At 39.3% G+C, this 8,562-nt stretch carries 10 protein-coding genes, 1 pseudogene and 1 riboswitch; of the genes and pseudogenes, 2 read left to right on the forward strand and 9 right to left on the reverse strand.

Annotation, left to right across the window (positions count from 1 at the left end):
- From AC1DUW_RS16225 to sppA, 3 genes and pseudogenes are all read right to left on the reverse strand, one after another.
- A pseudogene (locus AC1DUW_RS16225) lies at positions 1-442 on the reverse strand (DUF2953 domain-containing protein); the annotation flags it as partial.
- A 100-nt stretch (positions 443-542) separates the two neighbouring features.
- Entirely contained in the window at positions 543-1,085 is a 543-nt protein-coding gene (locus AC1DUW_RS16230; protein ID WP_083450831.1) for an RDD family protein, read from the reverse strand.
- A 12-nt stretch (positions 1,086-1,097) separates the two neighbouring features.
- Positions 1,098-2,099 carry a signal peptide peptidase SppA gene (gene sppA, locus AC1DUW_RS16235; RefSeq protein ID WP_053347298.1) on the reverse strand — a complete coding sequence of 334 codons (1,002 nt, stop codon included), beginning with the start codon at positions 2,097-2,099 and terminating at the stop codon, positions 1,098-1,100.
- A 205-nt stretch (positions 2,100-2,304) separates the two neighbouring features.
- On the opposite strand from sppA, the gene AC1DUW_RS16240 reads away from it, so the two are divergent.
- Positions 2,305-3,105, forward strand: a complete 801-nt coding sequence (locus AC1DUW_RS16240; RefSeq protein ID WP_053347299.1) for an NAD kinase — start codon at positions 2,305-2,307, stop codon at positions 3,103-3,105.
- 41 nt (positions 3,106-3,146) lie between these two features.
- Here AC1DUW_RS16240 and AC1DUW_RS16245 read toward each other — a convergent pair whose 3' ends face one another.
- The 5 genes from AC1DUW_RS16245 to AC1DUW_RS16265 are packed head-to-tail and all read right to left on the reverse strand — an operon-like array spanning position 3,147 to position 6,742.
- Positions 3,147-3,917 (reverse strand): TatD family hydrolase, encoded by a 771-nt coding sequence (locus AC1DUW_RS16245; protein ID WP_053347300.1) that lies wholly within the window; start codon positions 3,915-3,917, stop codon positions 3,147-3,149.
- An 18-nt stretch (positions 3,918-3,935) separates the two neighbouring features.
- Positions 3,936-4,679 carry an ABC transporter ATP-binding protein gene (locus tag AC1DUW_RS16250; RefSeq protein WP_053347301.1) on the reverse strand — a complete coding sequence of 248 codons (744 nt, stop codon included), beginning with the start codon at positions 4,677-4,679 and terminating at the stop codon, positions 3,936-3,938.
- Entirely contained in the window at positions 4,663-5,445 is a 783-nt protein-coding gene (locus AC1DUW_RS16255) for an ABC transporter permease (protein WP_053347302.1), read from the reverse strand. The genes AC1DUW_RS16250 and AC1DUW_RS16255 overlap by 17 nt, the downstream gene beginning before the upstream one ends.
- Complete coding sequence (locus AC1DUW_RS16260; protein ID WP_053347303.1) at positions 5,442-5,726, reverse strand: thiamine-binding protein; 285 nt, start codon at positions 5,724-5,726, stop codon at positions 5,442-5,444. The genes AC1DUW_RS16255 and AC1DUW_RS16260 overlap by 4 nt, the downstream gene beginning before the upstream one ends.
- 11 nt (positions 5,727-5,737) lie before the next feature.
- Entirely contained in the window at positions 5,738-6,742 is a 1,005-nt protein-coding gene (locus tag AC1DUW_RS16265; RefSeq protein WP_053347304.1) for an ABC transporter substrate-binding protein, read from the reverse strand.
- A gap of 131 nt (positions 6,743-6,873) precedes the next feature.
- Positions 6,874-6,983, reverse strand: a riboswitch (TPP riboswitch).
- A 218-nt stretch (positions 6,984-7,201) separates the two neighbouring features.
- Here AC1DUW_RS16265 and AC1DUW_RS16270 point away from each other — a divergent pair.
- On the forward strand, positions 7,202-8,029 hold the full coding sequence (locus AC1DUW_RS16270) for a protein-glutamine gamma-glutamyltransferase (protein WP_083450832.1): 828 nt from the start codon (positions 7,202-7,204) through the stop codon (positions 8,027-8,029).
- A 161-nt stretch (positions 8,030-8,190) separates the two neighbouring features.
- On the opposite strand, the gene AC1DUW_RS16275 is transcribed toward AC1DUW_RS16270, so the two are convergent.
- The coding region (locus AC1DUW_RS16275) for an EamA family transporter (RefSeq protein ID WP_477642964.1) at positions 8,191-8,562 on the reverse strand (372 nt) is incomplete at its 5' end.

Here is an 8,562-nt window from a genome sequence, read left to right on the forward strand (position 1 = left end):
CCCAGCAGCCCCCTGTTAAGACCCCGGTGTGTGCGGCATTTTTAGTACCGACCATACTATGCCAGGCAAATTCTATAACTTGAACTTTGCCTAAGAAATGACGAATGGCCCGATGAAAATTGACTATATGTTGAAGCAGTGTCTTCATGTCAGCCATTCCATCCCGTAAATCTTCCGGTGTAATTTTATCTAATCCTTCTTTTTTAGTTTCTTCCTTCATTCCTTTTTCTTTCTTTACTACTATCGATGCCGAGTCATCGTCCTTCTTGATGACAGGTACCTTGAAGGTATAATGAAAAAGTCCATACCATGCTGATGCTTTTATATGAATTATGTCATTTTTATGAACACGTTTGTAGTCAAAGTGCACTCTTATTTTCGTAAAAACAAGAAGAAGCAGCACCACAATGAGAATAGTCAAAATTAGCAAAAGCCACTTCATACATCCACGCCCTTTCAGCCTATCATTATCGGCTTGGGCAAAAAAAAATAAACCTGCAAAAGCGAAAATTACGCTCTTACAGGTTCATAATTAAAACAAATTATCTTCTAACTAAAACAACACTTGTGTCTGCAAAGACATCATGCAAAGCCTGTTTCTTTGGTAAAAGGCCCGCCAACACATAGCCAACCCACGTGATTTTTGAAATATAGCGGCCAATCAGCTCCCTGAACAATACTGTACCCCAAGAAATAGACTCTGTCTCTTCTTTCAATGCCACAACTTTCAGTCCAAAAATCATCTTACCCAACGTCTGGTTTAAGTATTTGGTCATCAATACGAAGTAAATAAAGAATACAAGTCCCGTTAAGAAAGCCTCTGCCGAAAACCAAAGATCGTCTGTACCATTATAAAACTTAAAAATAGGATGAATCAAAATCCGGTTTAAGCTCCCGATAATCAACAAATCAGCTAAATATGCCCAAAATCTCAACCAAAAACCAGCAAAGTAAACTACCCTCACATCGCCATCATCCACGATTGCCTGTGCCGGTAAAAGCTCTTGCTGAACGATTTCTTCTTCTTGCTTTGTATTAAGATTGGATGAATCGATTTGTTCATTGTTTTCATTTCGTTCCGTCATCCTTCAGCCCCCCTATTCCGCATACAAATACATTAAGCGTGGAGAATTTGAAGAGGAAAGGATTTTTGTCAAAACAGCCGTTTCCACATCATTGCCCAACATTTTTTGCGCTCCCATACTGAATAATGAACCGAAACCTGCCTCATCTGTATAACGGATTACTTGCGCGTCTTTTTTACCGATATCCGTTTTCATCGCGGCAATTACATCATCCAAATGGCCGAAATCATCAATTAAATGGTTTTCTTTCGCCTGACGTCCATCATAAATCCGGCCATCAGCGATTTTACGTACTTCCTTCTCTGTCATACCGCGCCCGTCGGCAATGATTTTAACAAATTGATCATAAGAATTATCAATCATATTTTGGAGGATTTCGCGTTCTTCATCAGTCATTTCCCGAGACGGACTCATAATATCTTTGTGTGGACCACTTTTGATTGTTTCAAACTCAACTCCATACTTTTTAGCTAGTTTCTCGTAATTATACCCATGCATAATGACCCCAAGTGAACCCGTCATTGTTTCTGGGCTAGCATAAATCTTATCAGCTGGAGCAGAAATATAATATCCGCCAGAAGCGGCCATTGAACCCATAGAAACATAGACTGGTTTTTTCACCTTTTTAATATCAAGGATCTTATCATAAATCTCAGCACTTTCCACAACACCGCCGCCAGGAGAATTTACACGCAAGATAATTCCTTTAATATCGTCATTTTCTTCAGCCATTTTCAACTTATCCATGAAGGCTCTGTGATTATATGTTGCTGAACTAAGTAATGAAGCTTCTCCAGTATCTTGGATTGTACCTTCTACATCAAATACCGCAATAACATTTGAGAAATCTTCGCCTTCTATAACTTCTTCGTAAAACTCGCTGTCGGAAGCAAATAATTCATCAATCAAATTTTCCGTATCAGCTGTAAATACAGTCGTAGCCACCCCTACTCCAATAGAGACAAAAAATAAAACGGCTGCGATTCCAAGTGCTGCCCAACGCTTTCCATTCATCTGTGTTCCCCCTTAAATATATGTATCCTTCTTACCATACGAACTGCATACAAAAATGTTTCAATCCATGATAAACTAAGACATATAAAATTGTAGCAAATAATCCTCTAATTGGAAATGCGAAGGTACACTTTGTAATATCGGCTTTCCCTTATACAGAAAAAAAGAAAGCCCTTTCATCACTATACATACTAGGGGGATCATGATGGACACTCGAAAGAATATTTATTTTTTCCATGCTTCAAATGCAGAGATGCTGAACAAGGTCGAACGTCTAGCCAAGTTGGCAAAGCAATATTCATATGAAATTGTCCAAGACTTCACAAAAGCCAACATTATCGTAAGTATTGGTGATGACGGCACCTTTTTGCAGGCAGTCCGTAAAACCGGTTTCAGAGAAGATTGTTTATATGCTGGCGTTTCTACCACAGGAAATTTGAATATGTATTGTGATTTCCACCTAGAAGATACAAACAAAATGATTGATGCCATGACTAGAGAGCAAATCGAGGTGCGCAAATACCCAACTATTGATATTCAACTAGATGACCAACCTTCCTTTTATGCCCTCAACGAACTCAGTATCCGCACTTCTATCATCAAAACGTTCATCATGGATATTTTCATTGATCAAATCCATTTTGAAACCTTCCGTGGGGACGGAATCATTATAGCGACACCGACCGGAAGCACTGCCTATAATAAATCGGTCAATGGGGCCGTTGTGGACCCGCTTCTCCCATGCTTTCAGGTAAGCGAGCTCGCTTCAATCAATAACAATACCTATCGGACCTTGGGCTCTTCATTCATCCTAAGCGGCGATAAAACATTGACTGTTCACCTTGAACAAAACGGACCAAGCTATCCAATCATTGGCTTGGACAATGAAGCCTTGAGCATTAGTTATGTCGAAAAGGTCCAGGTCCGATTAAGCGGTAAAGTCATCAAAACCGTTAAGCTGAAAGACAACTCCTTTTGGGAAAAAGTAAAACGGACTTTTTTATAAAACTCCCTAAAAAGGTACCAGATATAATATCTGGTACCTTTTTATATATGATAAAAATCTTTGGTATTTTGATAAAGGGTTTCATATACAATCTCAAATGGTAAGTTTTTAATTGAAGCAATTTGACGTGCACTGTCATGCATCATGCCCGGATGGGTCCATTCCCCTTTGAAAACCCCTTCAAACGGCCATGGGCCATCCGTTTCAAGCATCATCAGCTTAAGCGGAAAAACCGAAACTAACTCCTGTATTTCTTTTTCGTAACAAACATCAGGTGTGATGGAAATGTGGTACCCGTTTTTGACCATTCTTTCTACTGTCTGGATATCCCCTTTAAACCAATGAAAATGAGCCTTTGTAATTTGGTTTTTCTCTAATAGGTCACAAACAACAGGCGCATCATCATAGACCGCATGAAGAATAACTGGTTTTTCAAACTCTTTCGCAAAAGCAAGGAACCTATCAAGTATCTCTATGTACTCTGACGTATCTATACTGGGATTTTCTTGCCTTAAGTAATATGGCAGCCCTACCTCACCTACAGCAAACATATTGTGCCTATGTTCCCGCATCCAACTCAATAAATCATTCACTTCTTCTTCACTTGGGAGGGACTGCTCAGGATGAAAACCAAAGGCAGGCTTAATACGTGAATCTTTGATGGAAAGCTGATAATTTTTTATGGACGAGGTCAAATTCATGGAAACAGTTAGCAAGGATTCCACTTGTGCCTTTTCCATATCAGTGAGAATCTGCTTCTGCTTCCTTTCATCATACCTATCCAAATGGATATGGCTGTCGATGATCTTCATTTTATATTCCCTCCTAACTTAAGTAGTAAAAGTTGGCTTTAGTGCGGCATATAATTCTCTCTTCAAATTGAAAAATTCATCACTAAGAAGCTGCTCCTCACTTCTTGGCCTTGGAAATGGAACTACAACTTCTTTGATGACAGTTGCCGGTTTTGCTGATAACACGTATATTCTATCGGAAAGGAAAACCGCTTCATCAATGCTATGCGTAACAAAAAGCACCGACCTCCGATTTTCTTCCCAAACAGACATCAGCCATTTTTGCATTTGCAATCTTGTCAGTTCATCCAAGGCAGAAAAGGGTTCGTCCAGGCACATCAATTCCTGTGGACTTAATATACTTCGAATAAACGCAGCTCTTTGCTTCATGCCTCCAGATAATTCGTGCGGATATGCTTTCTCGTACTCTTCTAATCCGGCTTTCATCAATAGAGCTTTTGCCATTTCTTTATCTTTAACACCCGAAAGCTCGCTTCCTAGCAAAACATTTTCTAATACCGTTCTCCAAGGTAAAAGGGATGGCTGCTGAGGCATATAGCTTATATGACCCTTTAAGCCATTTATTTTTTTACTGTCCAGTGAAATGATGCCATGATGCGGCTTCAAAATGCCCCCTATTAGGTGAAACAATGTACTTTTACCACTGCCAGATGGCCCAAGGATGGTTACAAACTCTCCATCATCCACATAGAAATTTATATTCTCTAAAATATTCTGTTTACCATCGAAAGTATAGGAGACATCTTTAATTTGCAGCTTCATCCTTTTCACCCTCCTTTCTCTTCCATGAAACAAAGTATTTTTCAAGTATGGTAATGATTCCAAAAAAGAGAAGACTCAGTCCCATAATGATAAAAATGGCAACAAACACCCGATCTGTCCTAAATGAAGAGGATGCGAGCGTCATATAAACACCTATCCCCGATTTAGCCCCAAGCCACTCCGAAATAACTGCCCCCATTACACTGTAAGTGGCCGAAATTTTTAGTCCGGAGAAAATGAACGGAATCGAGTGAGGAAGTTCTAGCTTCCAAAATAGTTGCATTTTCCCTGCTCCCATCATCTTGAAATAATGCTTAAGTTCATAAGGAGTCTGGCGAAAACCGTCCAATGAAGCAACAGCGAGAGGGAAAAAACATACGAGAGAAATCACAATCAGCTTCGGCAGCATACCAAAGCCAAACCAGATGACTAGAAGCGGCGCCAAAACGATGATAGGAATATTTTGTGATAGAATGAGAAGCGGATAAACCGCATCTTTTACACCAGGAAAAAGGTGTAAGAGAGCAGCAATTACTAAGCCAATACAGCTTCCAATAAAAAAACCAGATAATGCAAGGTTAGTAGTTGATATAAGGTGTCCAAAAAGGCTATGAAACGACTCTATTCCCTCGATAAAAATGGCTGATGGAGCAGGAAGTAGCCATTTTTCAACCTTTAATAAGCCTGTTGCTACCTCCCACACTATTAGCAACAATAATAAAAGAAAGAAGGGAGCCCCCTTCTTCCAAATCTTTCTTCCGCTCATGGCCGATATTTCTCCGTTAACGTATCCATCGTGATTCCGCTAGGCTGGTACAATATTTTCACTTGGGAAATGACATTCGGCGAACCTATTTCAATCATTCTCACATTCATTTTTTCTATAACGGCCAGAAGCTCAGAAAGCTCACCTTCCATTGTTGTTTCAAGCGGGTGCACCTCGTACTTGACACCTGATTCATCGATGATTTTGATCGCTTCATCGACTAAAGGGATGACATTTTCCCCTTTAGGAATAATTTGTATACTAATTAATGAGTTTGCCATTGTAGTTCCTCCTATTGTGGTAAAAATTCATTGGTAAATGCTTTCTCAGGATCGAAATCACCTTCAAGAAGATTATTTTCAGTCATCCACTCACTATAATTCTTCCAAATTTCAAGCTTTTGTTCACCCCATCTAGGAGCATCATCCTGATACTTAGATGCAAGCCACTTCTGGCTTTTCTTCACTAGCTTTTTATCTAGATCTGGTGCAGCCTTGATTAAAATGTCTGCTGCATCATCAGGATTCTTAATCGCAAACTGGTACCCTTTCGAAGTTGCCTCTACGAACGCTTTAACAGTATCTGGATCCTCTTTAATCATCTTTTCATTTGTGGTCAAAACAGGCGTATAGTAATCGAGCTTATCTGAGTAATCAGTTAAGTAAACCATATTTAGCTTTTCATTTCGCAATTCAGCCTCAATACCTGTCCAGCCATAATAAATCCAAGCGAAATCAATATCTCTTTTCACTGAAGTGAAAAAATCCGAGTCGCCTGTATTTACTATTTCCACTTTATTTACATCCGCATTGTCTTTTGTCATGAGAGATTCGATGATAGCCTTTTCAACTGGAGACCCCCAGCCACCATACGTTTTCCCTTCAAAATCCTTAGGTGTTTTAATATTTTTAGCCACAGGAGAAGCGAATCCTGAGGTATTATGCTGGATGACAGCCGCTAACGAAACAATCGGCACGCCTTGCACGCGAGCCTGTGTAATGCCCTCCTGGTAGCTCACGCCAAATTCTGATTTCCCTGAAGCCACAAGCTTATCAGCTCCTGCCTCACCTGGCATGATAATTTCTACATCCAGGCCTTGTTCTTTAAAATACCCTTTTTCCTTCGCTACATACAATCCTGTATGGTTTGTATTCGGTGTCCAATCGAGAACAACCGAAACCTTTTTTAATTCTTTATTGTCTTCATTTTTAGCTGCTTCTTCCTTTTCAGTAGTGCCGCCAGCACCACATCCAGCTAAAAGGAATAACAAAGTTAACAGTGGCAATAATTTATTCACTATTTTTCCTCCTACACGTTATATAAGGTCCATATGCCGAAACTTTATTGGGTGCCAGTCCCCATCCAAATAATAGATAAAAAAACAAAAACGCCCGAGGATGAATTCGGACGTTAACATACAAAACAGAAAGTCAGTCATAATATGTTCCCTCCGCTGGCATCATCCAGATCAGGTTCAAAGAGTCAGCATCTTAAGGACGCAATCTCAGCCAGCAATACCGGCTCCCCTACATTTCTTGCACATATGAACTTTTCTCTCTCATTATATCAATTCATACAGAAAAGGGAATACTAATTTGCTTCTTCTAACGATTGGCCATTCTGATCATCCTCAGTAATAGGAATAAAATTTAATCAGTATTGTTCAGCAACTCATATAATAATTATTACACTGTAGATAGTTCTTGAACTACTAAAATTAATCATTTAATTTTGTGACCAAGAGGTGGATATGATTATGATAAAAATTAATCAAAAATGGTTAGATGTCAGTCAAATCCAACCAGGTATGATATCTGAAAAAGCATTAGAAATTCTCCAATTAATGTGGAGATATCCGAATATTTTTGTATATAAGACAATGGAAGATCTTAAATTCGATATAGAGATGAGGCTGCAAGTCAATAAAGCTGCCGTTTCGTTAGATAAGAGTAATCCTGAATTTACAATAATAGAGGATTCTGTATGCAATGAACAATATTGGCGACTTACAAAAGATGGAGCATTTGAGCTTAAACCAAGGGTACCCCCTCATCTGGCACTTGAGGATATTTTCATAAACGGAAGTCTTTACGCTTTCGAATGCGGGACAGCGATAGTCATTGTTTTTTTAAAAGCTGTTTTAGATACGGTTGGTCCTAAGAATTTTGACCGTCTTTTTTCAGGCCTTACTCTTTATGACTGGCACTATCCGCAGAATTTGATTCTTCGAGTTCATGAAGGGAAAGATTATGTACCAGGCGACTGTGTTTACTTCAAAAACCCAGATTACGACCCGAACACTCCAGAATGGCAAGGAGAAAATGCGATATTCCTTGGAGAAAACCTCTTTTATGGCCATGGGATTGGGATTACCAATCAACAAGGAATCATCGATGAATTAAATAGCAATAGAAAGTCGAAAGCCACCATATCAGCATTTCTAACACAGCATATTATAAGCATAAATAGTTCCCACTATAGTCAATTCAAGCCAAATATCCCCCGTAATAACCCCGTGTCGCTTCATGACTGCCTATCCAATATAATTGTTTCTGAAATAGGCTCGAGAACTTTTCTAGCGTAGGATTAACAGTTTCTCTTATTAAAGATATAGATTTTGAATCTCTTTTCGTTTATTTTAATAGCTTGTGAAACTCGACACTCACTAACAATTTTTTTCAGGGTGACGTGTATCACTATAAAAAAAACGCTTGGGAAATGGATTTCCTCAAGCGTTTTTTCTTTTTATGCACCAAAGTTTCTTTTTTCTTTAAACCTACGTGTCCCTGCCTTCCCCCATTTGGTAATGGATAGCGTATAAACAGCCAAGGCTGACCAGATGAACAAAAAGGCTAAAAGATGTGCTTTAGTAAAACTCTCATGATAGACGAATACCCCGATCAATAATGATAACGTCGGAGCGATATACTGAAAGATGCCAAGCATCGATAGCGGAATCTTCTCCGCCCCTTTCGCAAAATATAAAAGAGGTAAAGCCGTGACAACCCCACCGCCAACTAACAGTAAGCTTGTGCTACCTGCTGTAAAAAATTGTGATTCGGTTTGGGACATTAAATATATCAAGTAACCCAGAGCAAGAGGCGTTACCATCATCGT

It is taken from the genome of Peribacillus sp. P4_C12, from assembly GCF_056402095.1.

Coding starts and splice junctions, on each gene's coding strand:
- AC1DUW_RS16245 (WP_053347300.1), bottom strand. CDS start 3,917: ATGAAGATCATCGACAGCCATATCCATTTGGATAGGTATGATGAAAGG.
- sppA (WP_053347298.1), bottom strand. CDS start 2,099: ATGAATGGAAAGCGTTGGGCAGCACTTGGAATCGCAGCCGTTTTATTT.
- AC1DUW_RS16250 (WP_053347301.1), bottom strand. CDS start 4,679: ATGAAGCTGCAAATTAAAGATGTCTCCTATACTTTCGATGGTAAACAG.
- AC1DUW_RS16255 (WP_053347302.1), bottom strand. CDS start 5,445: ATGAGCGGAAGAAAGATTTGGAAGAAGGGGGCTCCCTTCTTTCTTTTA.
- AC1DUW_RS16240 (WP_053347299.1), top strand. CDS start 2,305: ATGGACACTCGAAAGAATATTTATTTTTTCCATGCTTCAAATGCAGAG.
- AC1DUW_RS16230 (WP_083450831.1), bottom strand. CDS start 1,085: ATGACGGAACGAAATGAAAACAATGAACAAATCGATTCATCCAATCTT.
- AC1DUW_RS16260 (WP_053347303.1), bottom strand. CDS start 5,726: ATGGCAAACTCATTAATTAGTATACAAATTATTCCTAAAGGGGAAAAT.
- AC1DUW_RS16270 (WP_083450832.1), top strand. CDS start 7,202: ATGATAAAAATTAATCAAAAATGGTTAGATGTCAGTCAAATCCAACCA.